Origin of the sequence: Pseudomonas sp. B21-053 (assembly GCF_026016365.1) — a bacterium.
Lineage (GTDB): Bacteria > Pseudomonadota > Gammaproteobacteria > Pseudomonadales > Pseudomonadaceae > Aquipseudomonas > Aquipseudomonas nunensis.
Genome location: NZ_CP087205.1, coordinates 2485288 through 2502184, shown reverse-complemented (window position 1 = coordinate 2502184; position 16897 = coordinate 2485288). Strand labels below are relative to the sequence as shown.

At 58.4% G+C, this 16897-nt stretch carries 18 protein-coding genes; 9 read left to right on the top strand and 9 right to left on the bottom strand.

Annotated features, from left to right (window positions below):
* Nucleotides 1-576: 576 nt before the first annotated feature.
* Together LOY68_RS11570 and LOY68_RS11565 are read left to right on the top strand one after the other, a co-directional pair.
* Nucleotides 577-1152, top strand: coding sequence for a LysE family translocator (locus LOY68_RS11570; protein ID WP_413787190.1), 576 nt, complete (start codon nucleotides 577-579; stop codon nucleotides 1150-1152).
* Nucleotides 1153-1161: 9 nt separating this feature from the next.
* Nucleotides 1162-2148 (top strand): quinone oxidoreductase family protein, encoded by a 987-nt coding sequence (locus tag LOY68_RS11565; protein ID WP_265044713.1) that lies wholly within the window; start codon nucleotides 1162-1164, stop codon nucleotides 2146-2148.
* A gap of 19 nt (nucleotides 2149-2167) precedes the next feature.
* Here the strand turns inward: LOY68_RS11565 and LOY68_RS11560 are convergent, their stop codons facing one another.
* On the bottom strand, nucleotides 2168-3049 hold the full coding sequence (locus LOY68_RS11560; RefSeq protein ID WP_265044711.1) for a LysR family transcriptional regulator: 882 nt from the start codon (nucleotides 3047-3049) through the stop codon (nucleotides 2168-2170).
* A 102-nt stretch (nucleotides 3050-3151) separates the two neighbouring features.
* Here LOY68_RS11560 and LOY68_RS11555 point away from each other — a divergent pair, with 102 nt between their 5' ends.
* The 3 genes from LOY68_RS11555 to LOY68_RS11545 are packed head-to-tail and all read left to right on the top strand — an operon-like array spanning nucleotide 3152 to nucleotide 5945.
* A complete protein-coding gene (locus LOY68_RS11555) occupies nucleotides 3152-4288 on the top strand; it encodes a fatty acid desaturase (RefSeq protein WP_265044710.1) in 1137 nt (378 codons plus the stop codon).
* Between the two features lie 29 nt (nucleotides 4289-4317).
* Complete coding sequence (locus LOY68_RS11550; protein ID WP_265044708.1) at nucleotides 4318-4743, top strand: cobalamin B12-binding domain-containing protein; 426 nt, start codon at nucleotides 4318-4320, stop codon at nucleotides 4741-4743.
* Entirely contained in the window at nucleotides 4740-5945 is a 1206-nt protein-coding gene (locus LOY68_RS11545) for a methylaspartate mutase (RefSeq protein ID WP_265044706.1), read from the top strand. Before LOY68_RS11550 ends, LOY68_RS11545 begins: the two co-directional genes overlap by 4 nt.
* A 125-nt stretch (nucleotides 5946-6070) precedes the next feature.
* On the opposite strand, the gene LOY68_RS11540 is transcribed toward LOY68_RS11545, so the two are convergent.
* Both LOY68_RS11540 and ptrR read right to left on the bottom strand, forming a co-directional pair.
* Nucleotides 6071-6406 (bottom strand): hypothetical protein, encoded by a 336-nt coding sequence (locus LOY68_RS11540; RefSeq protein WP_054048860.1) that lies wholly within the window; start codon nucleotides 6404-6406, stop codon nucleotides 6071-6073.
* A gap of 96 nt (nucleotides 6407-6502) precedes the next feature.
* Complete coding sequence (gene ptrR, locus LOY68_RS11535) at nucleotides 6503-7381, bottom strand: putrescine utilization regulator PtrR (protein WP_054048863.1); 879 nt, start codon at nucleotides 7379-7381, stop codon at nucleotides 6503-6505.
* Nucleotides 7382-7481: 100 nt separating this feature from the next.
* Here ptrR and LOY68_RS11530 point away from each other — a divergent pair, with 100 nt between their 5' ends.
* Entirely contained in the window at nucleotides 7482-8873 is a 1392-nt protein-coding gene (locus LOY68_RS11530) for an aldehyde dehydrogenase family protein (RefSeq protein WP_265044705.1), read from the top strand.
* Between the two features lie 42 nt (nucleotides 8874-8915).
* On the opposite strand, the gene LOY68_RS11525 is transcribed toward LOY68_RS11530, so the two are convergent.
* The 4 genes from LOY68_RS11525 to LOY68_RS11510 form a co-directional block, all read right to left on the bottom strand.
* Nucleotides 8916-9830: a bifunctional helix-turn-helix transcriptional regulator/GNAT family N-acetyltransferase gene (locus tag LOY68_RS11525; protein ID WP_265045766.1), complete on the bottom strand. Its 915-nt coding sequence runs from the start codon at nucleotides 9828-9830 to the stop codon at nucleotides 8916-8918.
* A 236-nt stretch (nucleotides 9831-10066) separates the two neighbouring features.
* On the bottom strand, nucleotides 10067-10264 hold the full coding sequence (locus LOY68_RS11520) for a hypothetical protein (protein WP_265044703.1): 198 nt from the start codon (nucleotides 10262-10264) through the stop codon (nucleotides 10067-10069).
* Between the two features lie 521 nt (nucleotides 10265-10785).
* Nucleotides 10786-11979, bottom strand: a complete 1194-nt coding sequence (locus LOY68_RS11515; RefSeq protein ID WP_265044701.1) for an MFS transporter — start codon at nucleotides 11977-11979, stop codon at nucleotides 10786-10788.
* A gap of 56 nt (nucleotides 11980-12035) precedes the next feature.
* Entirely contained in the window at nucleotides 12036-13064 is a 1029-nt protein-coding gene (locus tag LOY68_RS11510) for an alpha/beta hydrolase (protein WP_265044700.1), read from the bottom strand.
* 192 nt (nucleotides 13065-13256) lie between these two features.
* On the opposite strand from LOY68_RS11510, the gene LOY68_RS11505 reads away from it, so the two are divergent.
* Complete coding sequence (locus LOY68_RS11505) at nucleotides 13257-14168, top strand: LysR family transcriptional regulator (RefSeq protein WP_265044698.1); 912 nt, start codon at nucleotides 13257-13259, stop codon at nucleotides 14166-14168.
* A gap of 72 nt (nucleotides 14169-14240) precedes the next feature.
* On the opposite strand, the gene LOY68_RS11500 is transcribed toward LOY68_RS11505, so the two are convergent.
* Nucleotides 14241-14936 carry a tRNA (adenine(22)-N(1))-methyltransferase gene (locus LOY68_RS11500; RefSeq protein WP_320110094.1) on the bottom strand — a complete coding sequence of 232 codons (696 nt, stop codon included), beginning with the start codon at nucleotides 14934-14936 and terminating at the stop codon, nucleotides 14241-14243.
* Nucleotides 14937-15211: 275 nt separating this feature from the next.
* On the opposite strand from LOY68_RS11500, the gene LOY68_RS11495 reads away from it, so the two are divergent.
* Nucleotides 15212-15466 carry a DUF2790 domain-containing protein gene (locus LOY68_RS11495; protein ID WP_265044695.1) on the top strand — a complete coding sequence of 85 codons (255 nt, stop codon included), beginning with the start codon at nucleotides 15212-15214 and terminating at the stop codon, nucleotides 15464-15466.
* 28 nt (nucleotides 15467-15494) lie between these two features.
* Here the strand turns inward: LOY68_RS11495 and LOY68_RS11490 are convergent, their stop codons facing one another.
* On the bottom strand, nucleotides 15495-16358 hold the full coding sequence (locus LOY68_RS11490; RefSeq protein ID WP_265044694.1) for a LysR family transcriptional regulator: 864 nt from the start codon (nucleotides 16356-16358) through the stop codon (nucleotides 15495-15497).
* Nucleotides 16359-16466: 108 nt separating this feature from the next.
* Between LOY68_RS11490 and LOY68_RS11485 the strand changes: the two genes are divergently transcribed.
* Nucleotides 16467-16859: a tautomerase family protein gene (locus tag LOY68_RS11485; protein WP_054048883.1), complete on the top strand. Its 393-nt coding sequence runs from the start codon at nucleotides 16467-16469 to the stop codon at nucleotides 16857-16859.
* The last annotated feature ends 38 nt before the right edge of the window (nucleotides 16860-16897 follow it).

Genomic DNA, 16897 nt, shown 5'->3' with positions numbered 1-16897 from the left:
ATACGAAGTGTATATGATTCGTATACTAGCTGAGCCACTTGGGGGATCGCAACCGCCGATAGCGTTTTTCCGTCCTGCGGCGCTTTTGCTTGGGCACAATCGATCTAAAAAGACTGGCCCTGGCCTGGGAGTTTTTGGCTATTCTGAAGTGGTAGGTGAAGACGCAGACTGATGCGCAAGAGGATAGCGAGGAAGCGTGGGGCGCGCTCCGAAGGGTACACGGTTAGAAAGATCTCCGCGCTGAGATCCAGCCCTTATGCCGTGTGAGGCAGTGAAGCACAACGCTTTGCTGTGAGAGGCCTGATAAATCTCGTAAGCCGGAGACCAGCACCGGCCACCTACTCAATTTCCAAAGCCCGCCCTGTGCGGGCTTTTTCGTTTCTGCGAAATCATCAGGCAAATCGCAAAAGACGCTTCTCCACCCTTCCCTCAATTTTGAAAAATCGCTTTGCGTTCTTGGCCATAACCTTAAGAGCGGCTGCGAATTAGACTGGCTGACGTCTGATCCGCGCCACGATTAAGGAAGAGAACGTGCATGACATTTTCACTATCAACTGGCTGCTTTGGCTGTCCACCATGGCACCGATGACCCTGAGCGCTGGCCCCGGCAACCTGATGGTGGCGACCTCTGGCGCACAGAGCGGTGTGCGCCGCTCGGTGCGGTTTATCGTCGGGCTCGATATCACCTACTTTCTGCTCGCGGTACTGGTGGGGTTGGGGCTTTATCACACGCTGATGAGCCATCCGGCGCTGGTTTGGTGGCTGCAAGTGGTCGGCAGTTTCTACATTTTGTGGCTCGGTATACGGCTGCTGCGCCGTCCCTTGAAAGCCCCCGACGACAAGGCCCTGCACCTGCAATTTCGCGACGGCATCGTGGTGCAACTGGGCAATGTGCAAGGCATCGTGATGTTGCTGGTGATGTTCACCACGTTTTTGCCCTCCGCTGACACCAGCAGCAGCGTCGTGCTGATCCTCAGCGCCGCGCTGATTTCGTTGAATTTTTTCTCCCACGTCATCTGGGTATCGATGGGCTCGACGGTGCAGAAACTGATCCGGGCACGGCCCAGGCTGTTGGCATTTCAGAACACGGTCTTCGGACTGATGCTGATCGTCGTAGCGATCTGGATTTTCCTGCGTACCGGCCCGCTGTAAGGAGCTCCAATGACCCACGCACACGGAATTGTGTTCGCCGCCCCCGGAACCCCGGACGTCCTCGAACTGCGCGAATATGAATTGCGCGCCCCCGGCCCTGGGGAGATCACCGTCGCCATCGAAGCGGCGGGCGTGAACTTCATCGACCTGCACCGTCGCTCCGGCGTGCTGGAGGACGGCTCGCCCTTCCCCCGGGGCCTTGGCATGGAAGGCGCGGGCCGGGTTGTCGAATGTGGACCACAAGTGCATGGTTTTGCACTGGGTGACCGGGTAGCGTTCGTCGACAGCTCGACCGGAAGCTATGCCAGCCATGCGGTGCTGCCGGCAGCAAGGACGATCCGCCTGCCCGAAGATGTGCCGAGCGAACTCGCCGCGTCATTGATGTTCAAGGGGCTGGCTGCCGAATACCTGACCCATCGCTGCGTACCGCTCAAACCGGATGACTGGGTGGTCTGGCACGCGGCGGCAGGCGGGGTCGGCAGCATCGCTACGGGCTGGCTGATCGCACGCGGCGTGCGCGTCATTGGTCTGGCTTCGACTGTAGCGAAAAGGCGCCAGGTGCTGGAGGCCGGTTGCAGCGCCGCCTTCGATGCCCAAGCCCCGAGGACGCCGGTGTTTATTCGTGAAATGACCGAGGGCCAGGGCGCTCACATCGTTTTCGACTCCGTCGGGGCCGCGACCGTGGAACTGTCACTGGCAAGCTTGCGCCCACGCGGCCATCTGGTGCTGTTTGGCAATACGTCAGGCGACGTGACCGGTTTCAATCTGTCGCGACTCGGCTACCTGGGCTCGTTGCATGTGACCCGACCGTCCTTGAAACACTACATTGGCCAGGACAACGAACTCGCTGCCGCTGCAGATCGGGTGCTACTGGCGTTGGCTGCCGGCGCAATCCTGCCGCCGCAGGTGACGCGCATGCCGCTCGCCGAGGCAGCACATGCGCATCGCATGGTTCAGGACCGACAAACCCGGGGCTCACTGATCCTCGTGCCCTGAGCGTCCGGCACAATGGCCGTCAGGGTATTTCGGTGGTTCGGCTGTGGAACAGGCCCGTCAAATAGTCCACCACCCGATCAACCCGGCCCAAGCCCTGGGTCGCCTGATTGCGCAACAGCCAAATATCAGAATGGCGCGAAGGCCCGTCGGGCAGCACCTGACGCAAACCCAATCGGTGCCCGACATAGGCTGGCAGCGCGGCGATGCCAAGATTGGATTCGACGGCCTTGAGCTGGGCATTGAGGTTGGACACACGCATCCAGAGCTTCTGGTCAGCGCTTATTTCTTTCAACCACCGGGCGAGCGGCATATAGGACATTTCTTCGGTCCAGCCGATCAGATAGTGGTGCTTCAACTCGGCGACGTCCGTTGGCAGGCCATAGACGTTGGCATAGCCTTCGGAGCAGAACAGGCTCTGCACCAGGGTGCCGACCCGGCGCATGGTGAAATTGCCGTTATCGGGCCGGTGCAACCGGATAATGATGTCGCTCTGGCTCTGCGTCAGTTTTGACGACACCGCCGAATTCATGAAGTCAAAGCCGATCCCCGGGTACTGCTCGCGAAACTCGGCCAGCGCCGGAATGATCAAGTGCGTGCCCATCAGCTCCGGGCAATCGATACGCACCTGCCCCGCCATCCCCTCGCCTGGCTGCGACATCTGCCTTTCGATCAGTTTGAAGCGTTCCTCCGACTCTAGCGCCAGCGGCAATAGCGTCCTCCCGGCTTCGGTCAGGAAATAGCCATTGGTCTTCTTCAGGAACAACACAGTACTGAGCGATTCCTCCAGCCCGGCGATTCGTCGCGCCACGGTCGAGGCCGAAACTTTCAGCAAGTTGCCGGCCTCGGTCACGTTGTTCGATTTGGCGACAAAGATAAAAACCTTCAGATCGTCCCAGTTCATGTCATTCCCAAAAATGGAGTATCGATCACCACCTATTTCTATTCGAAATAAGAGGAGGTCACGTTAATTTTTTCGCATCGAGCCAAACCAGGGGAAACAGGGATGATACGTAACTCGATGCGCGCACTTCCGGGGTTCATGCAACCGTTTTTGAGCTGGCTCACGGCCAAGCCCCTGCCTGAAGATCTCAATCAGGTCCGCCAGTTGAAGCCGGTTCACCATATTCTTGTGTCAGTGGGATTAATAGCGTTCGGCGTGGTGTTTGCTGCAATCGGTTACTTGCACGCCAGCCTTGCCCTCTGGTTGTCGGGCTTTGTCATCGCAACCGGTGGCATCAAGCAGATGCAAGTCATGATCTGCCACAACTGCGCCCACGACATGGTGTTTGAACAGCGTGAGTTGAATGTTCGAGTGGGCCGGCTTATCTCTGGCGTACTGATGCTCAAGCCGTTCGATATCTACAAACAGGAACACGCCCTGCATCACAGCTCCAGAACCCTGCTGACCGACGATGACGACACACTGTCCTACCTGCGGAACGTGGTGGGCTTAACACCGTCCGACAGCATCGCAACCCTGTGGACCAAACTGGTGAGCGCCGCGTTGTCGCCACAGGCCATGCTGCGTTCTGCCTGGGGACGATTAAAGGCGACGGCTCGCGCACCAAACAGGCCCGTGGCGCGATGGACGCTGATCTTCTGGGCGACCCTCTCGTTGCTGGCGGCAGCCGTTGGGCACTTTGATCTCTTTGTGATGACGTGGGTCGTACCGGTGTTCATCGGCTATCACATCAGCACCACCTTCCGCCTGGCGGCCGAGCACACCTGGCCCAGCATCGAGGTGCTGGAGCGACGCGGTATCGACTTCATTTGCGAAAGTACGACCGGGGTGTTTATCGGTGAAGAACTGCGCATACCTGAAGGGGCTGGCGTTGTTCGACGCTTCGCTCATATCGGCGTATGGCTGATCAAAATGCTGGGGTTCCACTTGTTTATCCGCCTGTTCGTCATGGTCGGCGATACGCCGTGTCACGACTTTCATCACCGGCGCCCGAGATCGAAGGACTGGCCCAACTACGTGACAGCGCGAGAGCGGGACAGGCTCGAAGGCGCCCTGCCTTTTCCCAGTAACTACATCGACCATTGGGGATATATCAGCGCTGTCACGACCAACTTTCGCAAGTTCCAGCAGGCACTTCCGTATTACACAAACAGGCTGGCTACCTCAGAGGGATTTTAATGATGGCGTTCAACAAGACCGTTCTTCTTATGACTGTTCCCTCCGATTCCCATAGCTGGAACCTGGTATTCATGGAATTCCTGCTTAATGACTTCGGCTACAAGGTCGACAACATGGGGCCCAACACGCCGATGGATGAAGTGATTGAGCGGCTGCATAGCCACGGTTACGCGATGGTCGTGGTGAGCACTGTCAACGGCCACGGTTACATCGAAGGCACTCAACTCGCCCGACGCATCCGCAGCGAAACGAAACATGCCGAGGCGTTATATATCGGCGGTAAGATCTGTACCGAAAACGACGCCCGGACCATTGCCCGGCATAGCGATACGCTGATGGCTGCCGGTTTTGACGAGGTGTTCGACGACAGCGTGGCGAACAGCTTCGATGCCTTTCAGCGACTGGTCAGCGCACAGCTATACCCGACGTACCTGGAAAAACGGGTCGCCGGATGATCGACTTCAACCGCCACGTCCTCGAACGATACGACTCGCACGGCCCGGTCCTGCAGCCGCGAATGGGCTTCAGTTGCCCGGTCCGGATGCAGTCCGGGCTGGAAGCCACGGCGGCCAGTCGCGCGAACACCGTGTGCACCATCACCCTCGATGCCTTCACTCGGGTGAAAGATCTCGACGCGGCTCAGCGCGCGATTGATAGCGGATCCATGCTCAACGGCTATCCGATCGTCAACCATCCGGCGGCCCAGACCCGCGCCATGCTCGATCAGATTCATGCCCGCTATCGTTTGCCGGTGCAGATTCGTCATGGCTCTCCCGACCCGCTGCATATTTTTCAGCGCATGGTCGAAATTGGCTCGGCCACCACCGAGGGCGGGCCGCTTTCCTATTGCCTGCCCTACAGCCGCACGCCGTTGCGCCAGGCTTTCGCTCATTGGGAGAAAGCCTGTCAGGTGTTGGCCAGTGGTGTCGAACACAGCCATATCGAAAGCTTCGCCGGTTGCATGATGGGGCAAATGTGCGACCCGGCTGTCCTGATCGCACTCAATATTCTTGAAGGGTTATTTTTGCGCGCCCAAGGGATTGAGACCCTGTCCTTTTCCTACGCCCAGGGCACCTCTCCCGTACAGGATCGCGCGGCGGTGACGGCCCTGCAGCAACTTGCCGCCGAGTTCTTTGCGCCGGGCAGTTATCACTGCGTGGGGTATGTGTTCATGGGGTTTTTCCCGCGCACACTGGGCGGTTTCTGCCGAATCACCGGCGATGCGCTGGGCATGATCCGCGCCACCGGTGTGCAGCGGGTGATCATCAAGACGCCGGTGGAATCACGCCGGATTCCTCGGATCGAGGAGAACATCGCCGCGCTGGAATATGCCGATTACTGCCTGCGCACCGACGGTGCTTTGCCGGACATACCTTTCGACAGGCAAGAATATGTGCGCATTTTCAACACTGCGAAACGACTGATCAAGGGCACACTGGCACGGGATTCCGACTTGTCGGAAGCGATTCTCGACGCTTTCGACAGTGGTTTCCTGTCGATTCCGTATTGCCTGCACCCGGACAACAAACGGGGGGCTGGCACCGTGGTCACCGCGCAAAACTACTACCAGGGGTTCGAGGGCGAACGAGTAGAAAATGCCTTCTCGTTCCTGGCGGCGCTGCGGCACAACATCCGGACTTACGATGCGGTGCTCTGAAGTACACCACCTGACAATGTGGGAGCGGGCTTGCTCGCGAATGCGGTGTGACAGTCACCCTCCAGGCTGAATGACACACCGCATTCGCGAGCAAGCCCGCTCCCACAGGTGTTTTGAGGCGGGTCTTACTGAACGGTTTTCAGCTTGATCACGTCACCCGAAACCTTGGTGGTGTAACCGGTCAGGACGTAGGCCCAGAACCAGTTTTCTTGCACTTGGGTGTTGATCATGGCGTCGCCGCCCTTGGCCTTGATCGCCGCGTCTTGCGCGCGGACAAAACGGTTGTTGTGCTTGATCGGGATGCAACCGAACAACAGCATGCCGGTGGCCGTGGCTTCACTGTGGCCCAGGACCGTGTATTGGCTGCTGTCGTAATGCTGGGTTGTCATCGGGGTGCCGGTGCAACCCGCCAGAACCAGACCGAACATTGCAACGGCGACCATTTTGCTGAGGTAATTCACTGTGTAACTCCATTAGAAAACGCCCGGGATCCGTCTCCCGAGCGGCGCGTACTCTAACGAAGGTAATGGCTGATAGATATCACTTTCTAGGGAGATTCAGACCGCTTCCTGCACCACGCCCCGCTCCTCCAGCAAACGCACAAACATGGTCAGGCTTTGCGACACGGTGCCCCGGCGCCACACCAGCCAAGTGCGCAAATAACGGAAAGACTCAGACAGCGGCCAGATGCTCACCGTGGTGCAGCCCGGCATGCTTTCGAGCATGCTGCGGGGCATCAGCGCCAGACCCGCGCCGGCACTGACGCAGGCCAGCATGCCGTGATACGACTCCATCTCGAAAATCTTGCCGGGCACCGAAGCGTCCTTGCTGAACCAGCTTTCGAAGTGGTGTCGATAGGAACAGTTGGCGCGAAAGGCGTAGATGTTCTCGCCATTGACGTCCTGCGCACGATGGATTGGCGCGTGATTGAGCGGTGCGATCAGCACCATTTCTTCCTCGAACGCCGGTACGCCTTCAAGTGCCGGGTGCAGGACCGGCCCGTCGACAAACGCGGCAGCCAATCGCCCGGACAGCACGCCGTCAATCATGGTCCCGGAGGGTCCGGTGGACAGGTCCAGTTCGACTTTGGCGTGCTTCTGGTTGTAAGCCGCCAACAACTCGGGAATCCGCACCGCCGCCGTGCTTTCCAGCGAACCCAAGGGAAACGATCCCTGGGGCTCTTCGCCCGCGACCGTCGCCCTCGCCTCTTGGACCAGGTCGAGGATACGCCGGGCGTAATCAAGAAAACTCCACCCGGCCGGCGACAGGCGCAGACGGCTTTTCTCGCGGATAAACAGGTCCACGCCCAGATCCTGCTCCAGTTGTTTGATTCGCGTTGTCAGGTTCGACGGCACCCGGTGGATGTGTTGAGCCGCCGCGCTGATGCTGCCGTGCTCGGCGACAGCCTTGAAAATTTCGAGCTGGACCAGATCCAAGTCATTCTCCAAACGTGAACGATAGACTCAGTATTATTCAGTTTCCAGAAAACAACCACCCCCGTAACCTGAGCGCATTCCCACCCAGCAGGACGGTGCCATGAACCCGATTTCCAGTCTCACCCACGCCATTTCGATCAACCCCGTCAACGGCGAGCAGATCGGCCACTATGCTTTTGAATCCGCTGCGGAACTGGATGCCGCCCTCGCCCGTGCCGCCAGCGGCTTCTCGGTCTGGCGCCGCACGCCCGTCGATCAGCGCGCGCAATTGCTGATTGCCCTGGCCCGTACCCTGCGCGACGACGCGCAAAAACTGGCGCAGATGATCAGCCTGGAAATGGGCAAGCCGATCAACCAGGCCCGCGGTGAAATCGAAAAATGTGCGCAGCTGTGCGAGTGGTACGCCGAACACGGCCCCGCCATGCTGACCGCCGAACCGACCCTGGTTGAAGGCGGCAAGGCCCGCATTGAATACCGGCCGTTGGGCCCGATTCTCGCAGTGATGCCGTGGAACTTCCCGATCTGGCAAGTGCTGCGTGGCGCCGTTCCCGCGCTGATCGCTGGCAACACCTATGTCCTCAAGCACGCACCCAACGTGATGGGCAGCGCCTACCTGCTGCGCGATGCCATTCAGCGCGCCGGGCTTGCCGAAGGTGTGTTTGAAGTGATCAACGTCACGCCGGAGGGCGTTTCCAAGGCGATCACCGATCCGCGCATCGCCGCCGTGACCCTCACCGGCAGCGTGCGCGCCGGCATGGCCATCGGTGCCCAGGCCGGTGCCGCGTTGAAAAAGTGCGTGCTGGAACTGGGCGGCTCCGATCCGTTCATCGTGCTCAACGATGCCGACCTGGATGACGCGGTCAAAGCCGCAGTGATTGGCCGCTATCAGAACACCGGGCAAGTCTGCGCCGCAGCCAAGCGCCTGATTGTCGAGCAAGGCGTGGTCGAGGAATTCACCCGCAAGTTTGTCGAAGCCACGCGCCAACTGGTGATCGGTGATCCACTGTCCACCGACACCTACATCGGTCCCATGGCTCGCTTTGACCTGCGTGATGAACTGGACCAACAAGTGCGCGACACCCTGGAAGAAGGCGCGACCCTGTTGTTGGGCGGTAACAAGGCTGCAGGCCCTGGCAACTTCTACGAGCCTACCGTGCTCGCTGATGTCACCGACCAGATGACCTCGTTCAAACAGGAACTGTTTGGCCCAGTGGCCTCGATCATCACCGCGCGGGATGCCGACCACGCACTGGCGCTGGCCAATGACAGCGACTTCGGGCTGACGGCGACTATCTACACCCGCAATCTCGAACTGGCCAGGCAGATGGCCGACGAACTGGAGACCGGCGGTGTGTTCATCAATGGCTACAGCGCCAGCGACCCACGCGTCACCTTCGGTGGCGTGAAGAAAAGCGGGTTTGGCCGTGAACTGTCGCACTTCGGCGTGCGTGAATTCTGCAACGCCCAGACCGTTTGGCTGGATCGTCGCTGAGTGCATCGATAAGCCTGGGGGCGTTTAGCTCCCGGGCGTTGGTCAGGCTTTAACTGACGGATTGCCTGGGCCATGTCGTGCAAACCACTGCCCGGTAATCCGCCCGCCCCACTGCTCCACTTCTTGCTCCTGCTCCAATGTGAAGCCCACGTCTTCATACAATTTGCGCGCCGCATCCAGGCCCTTGAACGTCCAGAGTCGCGTTTCGCGAAAGCCCCATTCATCACAGAACTTGATGGCCTCGGCCAACAGGCGTTTGCCCGCGCCTTTGCCCCGGGCGCTGTCATCCAGAATGAAACAGCGCAGCAGCGCGCCGCCACCCTCGCCTTCACCGTCGATGGCGATCGAACCGACAATGCGCTCGCCATCCAGCGCTGCCCACACCTCGTTGCGCGGGTTGTGCAGTCGGCCCATCAGTTCGGCCATGTCAGAGGCGACCAGGCTTTCAAATGGCTGACCGAAATTCGCGTACCGGGCGTAGTAGCTGGCATGCATTTCCACCATGCGACCGATGATCCCGGGCCGGTAGCCCCGTGCAATCGCCAGCGACGCCGTGAGTGGTTGTGTACCGAGGCGCTGGGTTCGCAGGGCAGTTGCGTAATGACCAAGCCCTGCACTGACCGTCTGCTGTTGCACCTCGCTCAAATGCGCCATGGCCGCACCGACCCGCTGGACTGCAAAGGCGTCCACCGCGCGCAGAGTCTGCCGACCCTGATCGGTCAGTTGCAGCTTTTTTGAGCGTGCATCCTGCTCGTTGGGCACTTCTTCGATCTCACCCGCCTCGATGAGTTTGCGCACCATGCGGCTGACACTGGATTTTTCCAGACCGAGCATTCCTACCAGTTCCACGGCGGTCAGCGAATCGTGGTTACCCAACTCGACGATGGTGTGCACGGAGGACGGCGGATAGTCCGTCGCCGCCAGCGTGGCCTGCATGAAACCCAACTCGCGCACCATCAGGCGCGACGCCGAGCGAACGTGGTGGATCAGGTCGGAATCGATCACGGCGCGCACCTCATGGAAAACGGTTATTTAGTTGTATCGCACAACAAAATAACCGTCAATTGAGGATCGTCTGGCCATGGAATTTTGAAAGGAGCGGTCACATCACTTGGCAGCCCCGACTCCTGGTGACAGAGACGGGGGGTTAGGTATCGGTTTATTGATGAATGGTGATGTAAGCAATAACCGGCTTACTCACCCGAGCCGCCCATGCATTCCGCAGTGGCGGCAAGCGACGTTCCAGCTTGTTGGACCAGCTTGCGCCACTCGTCACTGGTGATGAGATCGGCTCGCTCCATGTCGTCAGCTCTCCTCAACAACCTGAAGTATTTGTCCTCTGGGTTTATTTGGTTTTCAGTCAAGGCGAATAGCTTGCGCCAGGCTGTCATGACGAGTCTTCGCTGCGCCTCTCTCATTGGAACCCCTATTGTTGGTCTACAAGGGTAGAGGTTAGCCCTTCGGTAGCGTTCCATATGATGGCACACCACGCGACCAATGGTGGCCGCGCGCCATTAACATGAAGGCATTCAGAGGAAAGAAGGGACTCGACACGGCCAGCTGTAGACAGCCGGTGAAGGAGAAAAGGGATCAATGAGCCCGATGCACGGGTGCGAGCAGTTGGCCAAGTCGCAGCTACGATCCCTGTATTGGCATTCAGACTCATTGATCATTGCCCAGCTCAATGTTGGGCTTATTTCCATTTCACCAATGGAGATGATGCAGTGGTCACGCGAATCGCGGCCATGCACTTATTTTTTAGCAAGGTTACTTTTGCCTGTCTAATAACCTTTTGACTCGGCTTTATAGGCTAATGAAATAGCTGATTTGCCCAGGCGCGATGCCGTGCGGTGGACCGTCTGGAAGACCTTGAGGCGCAGGGTCCTGGCTTGCCAGCGCAACCGTTAGCGCCTCAGCGTGATGAGGGCATAACCGTTCGCGATACGAGCCATGCAAGTACGCAAGCGATCAGAAGAAATACGCCACTTGCGATGAAAGTGGCTTGGAAGCCAGCGCCGTCATACAGCACACCACCCACCGTCGCGCCGAGTGTGATTGCCAACTGAATGACTGCCACCATGAGACCGCCGCCGGTTTCGGCATCCCGGGGAAGCATGCGTGAAAGCCATGTGAACCAGCCTACAGGCGCGCATGTAGCAACCAGCCCCCACGCACCCAACAGAACGGCTGTAATCCAGAACGAACTACCACAGACAATCAACGCCACTGCAATTCCCGACATTACCAGTGGAATGAGCATCAGCACTCGATAAAGACTGTGGTTCAGCACTGAGCCGATCACCATCGTGCCCGCCAATCCGGCCATTCCGATGATCAGCAGTAGCAGGGATAATCCAGGCACATCAACGCGGGTCACCGACTCAAGAAACGGACGCAGATAGGTAAATAACGCGAACTGCCCCATAAACAAAAATGCTACTGCGGCCATGCCCAGCGAGACATTGGCGTTACCTAACAGCCGAAACACATCAGTTACAGATCCGGACTCATTTTGACCAGGCATTTTCGGCAACGTGAATGCTTGCCAACACAGCGCCACAGCGGCGAGCGGAACCACACAGAAGAATGCACCTCGCCAGCCGATCAGCCCCCCCATGAAACTGCCGATGGGTGCTGCAACTGCAGTGGCCAGTGCAGTACCGCCCTGGATCAAAGCGATGGCTTTAGGCACGAAACTCTCGGGTGCAATCCGCATCATGACGGCGGTCGACATTGACCAGCTGCCACCAATAGCGATCCCCAAAATGGCTCGACCCACCATCAGTGTCGAGTAGTTCGGGGCAAAAGCAACGAGCGTGCCCGAGGCAATCAACAAGGCTGTCAGGAATAGCAAAACGGGCCTTCGGTCGAGCCGGCGAATGACTGAGGAGATGAAAAGACTGGTGACGACCGCAAAAAGCCCAGAAATGGAAATCGCTTGCCCGGCTTGCCCTTCGGTCAGCGCGAGATCGGTCGCAATCGGCGTGAGCAAACTCACCGGCAGAAACTCGGAAGTCACCAAGGCGAAAGCGCACAGCGACATGGCCAATACGGCGCCCCAAACCTGTCGGCTCGTTGTTTGAATGGGTAAGGCGGTGCTGCTCATCTGGTTCCCTCGAATACTCAAATACATAAAGCGCCAGCGTCGTTCCACGACAAAAGTCACTTAAGGCCGGATTGGAAGAACGCGGTCAGCTTGGCAAACGGGATCAGGTCAACCCGATCGTAGAGATCCACATGGCCCGCACCGGGAATGATGACCAGCTCCTTGGGTTGACCCGCCAGTCGATAAGCCTCTTCGCTGAACTCACGCGAGTGAGCATTTGCACCGGTGATGAACAACATCGGGCGCGGCGAGATCGTCTCGATATCGTTGAACGGATAGAAGTTCATGAACTTGGCATTGCTGGTCAGCGTCGGGTGAGTGGTCAGCAACGGTGACTGGTCTTTGGGGGTGAACTCACCGCGTGGCGTGCGGTAGAAGTCGTAGAATTCGCGCTCGATAGCGTTGGATGTGTCCGTCAGTTCATGGACGGTTCCGCTGGTGTATTTGCTTTTGCCACCAGTGAACTCGACATAACGCTGCTCGGCAGCAGCGGCAATGGCTTGCTTCCTTTGCTCGACAGTGACGGAATGCTGCAAGCCGTTTCGATTGGCCGCGCCCATGTCATACATGCTAACCGTGGCAATGGCCCTCATCCGAGGGTCAATCTTGGCAGCGCTGATAACAAAGCTCCCGCTACCACAAATGCCCAGGACACCGATCCGGCTCCGATCAACGAATGTCTGTGTGCCGAGGTAATCCACGGCTGCACTGAAGTCTTCCGCATAAATTTCTGGCGAAACCGCGTTGCGCGGTTGCCCATCGCTTTCGCCCCAAAACGACAGATCGATGGCAAGGGTCACGAAACCTTGCTCAGCGAGCTTCTGGGCATACAGGTTCGAACTCTGTTCTTTGACCGCGCCCATGGGATGACCAACGATGATTGCTGCACTTTGGCTGCCGGGCTTCAGACCTTTAGGGACGAACAGATTCCCTGCAGTTTTCATCTGGTACTGATTTTTGAAGGTCACCTTCTGCATCGTGACCTTCTCGCTTTTGTAAAAATTATCAGCTCCGTTAGACATGTCTGCTCCCAGTACGGAGAGCGACGCCATCAGAAGGCCGAGCAAGATAACGAGTTTTCTCATGAGGGTGCTCCCATCAATGAATAGGTGCTGATCCACCTGGTTGCCGGGTCTGGATCAGCGAGTGGTATGAGCCATACCTGTAGCTACAAGTGAGGCTTGCCCTATTCTCTGGGAATACGTCATGCTTGATAATCTAATGAAAGCTTGTTGTAGCTATAAGCACAGCTAATCAATCTGGATAGGCGGGCTTCGATGCCACGACATAATCTGAACGACCTCCTGGCCTTTGTGACGGTCGCCAGGGAAGGTAGCTTTACCCGAGCGGCGGCCCATTTGGGTGTCACGCAGTCCGCCCTGAGCCAGACTGTTTCCGGGCTTGAAAAGCGACTGAAGATTCGTCTGCTTACGCGCACAACCCGCAGCGTTTCGCCGACCAGCGCGGGCGAACGCCTGATGCAAGCCATTGGTCGTCGTTTCGATGAGATCGAGGCCGAGCTGGATGCGTTGACCGAACTTCGTGACAAACCTGCGGGCACGGTACGCATTACCTGCGGTGATTTTGTCTTGAAGACAATCCTCCTTCCGCGACTTACGCCTTTGCTCCTCGAATACCCTGATATCAAGGTTGAGTTTGATATCAACTATGGCTTCCGGGACATCGTTGCTGACCGCTTCGATGCGGGCATCAGATTTGGCGACACCGTCGATAAAGATATGATCGCCGTTCCAATCGGCCCGCAGGTAAGGATGGCTGCAGTGGCATCACCAGCGTATTTCGCAGACAATCGCGCGCCAAAAAAACCGCAGGATCTGGTGACTCACCGCTGTATCGACATACGCTATCCAACCCTTGGCGGACTTGATGCCTGGGAATTCGAAAAACGTGGTCGAAAGATCAACGTGCGCGTGGTGGGCCAAGTCATTGTGAACACGAGCGCACATGTCCCGGCGGCGGCAGTAAACGGTTTAGGTATCGCCTATTTACCGGAAGAAGAATTTGCACCGTACATTGAGGATGGCCGCTTGATACGAGTATTGGAGGACTGGTGCCCGTTGTTCTCGGGTTATCACCTGTACTACCCAAGCCGTCGCTTGCCAACACCCGCCTTTTCACTGGTTCTGAATGCTCTTCGAGGTGATGAATTCTCTAGAGGCGGCGCATGAGACGGGGATTGTCTTGCCGTGCCGAGTCAGAATCCGTCTGACGCTTGCCATGGATTGTGGCATCGACCGGAATCAAGCCAGCAATTCAGTGATCCACCGTGCCTGCTGGGCGATCTCTTGCAGCTTCTCCTCGGGCACGGCTTGCCGCGCTTGGGCGAAGTTGGTCAGGGTCTTGTGCTTCTCACGCAGGATGCGTTGCCACTTCGCCAGAAACACCGGGCTGCGGGCCTGCATCTGTAGCGGGCCGAAGTAGAGTTCCTCGGCGGTATACGTCACTGGCCCGGCGCGCTCGGCGACGATGATTTCGTAGTCGAAGCGGTTTTCCCGCAGCAGTTCCTCACAGAGGATGCAGTAGCCGTTTTCCATCAGCCATTGGCGCAGGGGCTGTTCGCCGCCGTTGGGTTGCAGGATCAGGCGCTCCTCGCCGCTCAGGTACGCCTTGCCGCTGTCGAGGATGTCGCGGATCGTCTCGCCGCCCATGCCGCAGACGCTGATCGCGGTGATCGCGTCTCCCGGCATGATCGCCGCCAGGCCACTGGCCAGGCGCACGCTGATCTGTTGCTCCAGGTCGTTCTCGCGCACGGTGCGTTCAGCCGCGCGGAACGGCGTCAACGCCACCTCCCCCGCCACCGCCGCCACGATGGCGCCACGGCGCATCAACGCCACCGGCAAGTAGCCGTGATCCGAGCCGATATCGGCCAGGCGCGCACCGGCAGGCACATGCGCCGCCACGCGCTCCAGGCGCATGGACAATGTGTGTTGGTTCAACTGCTGCCCCTTTTCACCACGAACGACCGGCATCACTGGCCGGGTCGGGGCGCGACTCTGTCGAGCAACGCCGCGCATGTCAAATTTCTGCGACCGGGGCCATTTGAATGCGTGGCCGCGTATCCCAATGTATCCGGCGCCCTCCCAGACATCTTTTGCCTTAAAAGCCACGGTTTACGACACATGGCAGATACCTCGGATCGATCAAATGGGTTCCATCGAGGCAAGACGACTTGCCTCACAACAGCTACCCATTAAATCCTGAGGAAATCATCATGAACTGGAAAACACTTGCTACCGCCAGCTTCTTCGCTGTCTTGAACGTTGCAGCGTTCTCGGCCCATGCCGACGACAAAAACCAATCCCAGGCCCGCACTCATCTGGATATTCAGAAGGTGATTTCAATCGTCGACAACGGCGGCGGCAACTGCGGCATCGTGAACGCCCGGATGACCTACCTCGACTCCAGCGGTACGCAGAAGGTGCTGGATTACAGCAAATTCGCAGAGTGCGGCAATCAGGGCAGTTGAGTCCCAGCCACTCGATGTTGCGATCCAATTAACTGAACTGGCTGGCCAGCATTTCCCGTACAGCACTCACCAGTTCCGACTCCCCCGGACGGGGCGGTAATAGGCTGAACTCGACCTCCGGCAACAGTGGCAAATTCGGGGCTGATCGGCACACCTCGGCCCCCGGCGGTACGGCAGACGCGTTCAAGCAAGCGACGCCCAAACCGGCCACCAGCGCCGATTGAAGCCCCGCGACGCCGGAAGCGGAATGCGCGACCACATAAGCCACGTCATGCTGCTCCAGCGTCTCGCGGGCCAGGCGTTGCAAGCTGCATCCCTGGGGCAGGACCAACAATGGCAACGGGGTGTTTTCTTCTCGCTCGGGTTCGAAACCGGCGACCGATACCCAGTGCAACGCCTCCCGTCGAACCGGTATGCCTTCGGGAAGGCTGCGGCCGTCGAGGATGCGCATGGACAGGCCGATATCAAACTCATCCGCGTCCGCCCCGCTCTCGATCTGCATGCTCTTGCGCACCGACACGTGCAGACGCAGGTGTGGATAGCGTGTGCGCAGTTTTTTCAGCAGATCGGCGATTGAGCTGGGCAGGAAGTAGTCGGTGATGGCGAGCCGCAACTCTCCGGCAAAGGTGACGCCCCGCACGTCTTCAAGAGCGCGATCACTGAAGGCGAGCATTTCTCGTGCATGCACCAGCAAACGCTCGCCCGCCGGCGTGGGCCTGACGCCTTTTTTGCCGCGCTCCAGCAAGGTCACGCCGGTGAAGGCTTCAAGTTTGCGCAGCTGCTCGCTTAACGCCGATTGCGAGCGAAACAGTTTAGGGGCGGCATCTGAGAGCCTGCCGGCTTCCATCGCCACGGCGAAGGAGTGCAAGAGATCCAGATCGAAGGGGCGCATGTCTTATCCTGCCGTTTTCCCGATGGATAAGATCATATCTTCCGGCTTTTCAGCATTCAACCAGCGACTTAATCTGAATCCGACATTACTTCCTGCGAGGATTCAATCATGCCTGGTATCACCCTCAAACTTGCTGGCGAACCCAATGCTGAACTGGTCCAGCGTATCGTCCCTCAACTCACCGCGTTGACGTGTGAGGTGCTGGAGAAGCGTCCGGAACTGACCATGGTGATGGTGCAATTCGTCCCGCATGCGCTGTGGTTCATTGACAGCCGTTCGCTGGCAGAACTCGGGCGCAACTCGTTCCGCCTGGAGGTCACCATCACGGATGAGACCAACACCAAGGCGCAGAAAGCCCGGTATCAGAAGGAGGCTTTCGCGCTCTTGGCCGAAGAAATTGGCAACCTGCACCCGCACTCGAATATTCATGTGATCGATTGCAAGGCGAGTTCTTATGGCTATGGTGGGGTGAGCCAGGAATACAAGCTTTACCATCCTTGATCCACATAGCTTGCGAACGGCACCGGACAAAATGCGGG

Excerpts from the sequence above, each read along its gene's own strand:
- LOY68_RS11555 (WP_265044710.1), top strand. The coding sequence starts at position 3,152 with ATGATACGTAACTCGATGCGCGCACTTCCGGGGTTCATGCAACCGTTT.
- LOY68_RS11495 (WP_265044695.1), top strand. The coding sequence starts at position 15,212 with ATGAACTGGAAAACACTTGCTACCGCCAGCTTCTTCGCTGTCTTGAAC.
- LOY68_RS11510 (WP_265044700.1), bottom strand. The coding sequence starts at position 13,064 with ATGAGAAAACTCGTTATCTTGCTCGGCCTTCTGATGGCGTCGCTCTCC.
- LOY68_RS11485 (WP_054048883.1), top strand. The coding sequence starts at position 16,467 with ATGCCTGGTATCACCCTCAAACTTGCTGGCGAACCCAATGCTGAACTG.
- LOY68_RS11565 (WP_265044713.1), top strand. The coding sequence starts at position 1,162 with ATGACCCACGCACACGGAATTGTGTTCGCCGCCCCCGGAACCCCGGAC.
- LOY68_RS11570 (WP_413787190.1), top strand. The coding sequence starts at position 577 with ATGGCACCGATGACCCTGAGCGCTGGCCCCGGCAACCTGATGGTGGCG.
- LOY68_RS11560 (WP_265044711.1), bottom strand. The coding sequence starts at position 3,049 with ATGAACTGGGACGATCTGAAGGTTTTTATCTTTGTCGCCAAATCGAAC.
- LOY68_RS11545 (WP_265044706.1), top strand. The coding sequence starts at position 4,740 with ATGATCGACTTCAACCGCCACGTCCTCGAACGATACGACTCGCACGGC.
- LOY68_RS11490 (WP_265044694.1), bottom strand. The coding sequence starts at position 16,358 with ATGCGCCCCTTCGATCTGGATCTCTTGCACTCCTTCGCCGTGGCGATG.
- LOY68_RS11550 (WP_265044708.1), top strand. The coding sequence starts at position 4,318 with ATGACTGTTCCCTCCGATTCCCATAGCTGGAACCTGGTATTCATGGAA.
- LOY68_RS11530 (WP_265044705.1), top strand. The coding sequence starts at position 7,482 with ATGAACCCGATTTCCAGTCTCACCCACGCCATTTCGATCAACCCCGTC.
- LOY68_RS11505 (WP_265044698.1), top strand. The coding sequence starts at position 13,257 with ATGCCACGACATAATCTGAACGACCTCCTGGCCTTTGTGACGGTCGCC.
- LOY68_RS11515 (WP_265044701.1), bottom strand. The coding sequence starts at position 11,979 with ATGAGCAGCACCGCCTTACCCATTCAAACAACGAGCCGACAGGTTTGG.
- LOY68_RS11520 (WP_265044703.1), bottom strand. The coding sequence starts at position 10,264 with ATGACAGCCTGGCGCAAGCTATTCGCCTTGACTGAAAACCAAATAAAC.
- LOY68_RS11525 (WP_265045766.1), bottom strand. The coding sequence starts at position 9,830 with ATGGTGCGCGAGTTGGGTTTCATGCAGGCCACGCTGGCGGCGACGGAC.